We start from the raw sequence: 652 nt of genomic DNA, 5'->3' as shown, positions 1-652 counted from the left end.
CGCTTTTTTGCAGGCTGTTGTAGGCCGTCTTGAGCGATAAGATGTTGAACCACAGCATCCCCGCGTTTAAACCACCACCACCGCCGGAGGTGAGCAACCCAAGGAAGTTGGGTTTCACGCGCGCAGTGGTGGTCAGCTCGATAGACACCGTGCGGCTACCCGAGATGCGCAACGCTTTCATCTCCTCAACCTGCGCCATGCCGCTCTTCAAATACCGTTGCACCTCCTGGCTAAAGGGATTTTCCGTAATGGCCTGCTCGGTGATTCGATAGCGCGCCGCCAGCAACCCCAGCGCTTTCTCGGCATTCGCCTCGTGCGCTGCCAACTGCACCTGCCGCCTCAGGCCATGGCTGGCATCCCATCGGGTCTGCCCGCGCAGTCGCTTGAGCACCACGGCATTGACCGACTGGGCGGTGAGGTCGGTGATGTCAGCCATGGCCGGGAAGCGACCGGCCAGCCCTTCGATCACGTTGTCGCTGGCGCCGAACAGGGAGCCGATCGAGTCCGCCTTGTCCTTGAACGGGTTGAACGGCGCCAAGGCGGTGTAAAGCGGGCTGTCGTGCTGGTCCAGCCATTGCTCCAGGCGTTTGAAACGCCGGTCATGATCTTCGGTGCCGGGTGTCGGCTGGCCCATCGGGTGAATCAGCAACGC

Annotated in this window: 1 pseudogene; it reads right to left on the bottom strand. The window is 61.8% G+C overall.

From position 1 onward, the window contains the following. Positions 1 to 652: pseudogene (locus ACF8O8_RS16175) on the bottom strand (hypothetical protein); the annotation flags it as partial.

This window comes from Pseudomonas sp. TYF_14, from assembly GCF_043105275.1.
Lineage (GTDB): Bacteria > Pseudomonadota > Gammaproteobacteria > Pseudomonadales > Pseudomonadaceae > Aquipseudomonas > Aquipseudomonas alloputida.
The sequence above is the reverse complement of the archived record's forward strand: the minus strand, read 5'-3'. Positions and strand labels throughout refer to the sequence as shown.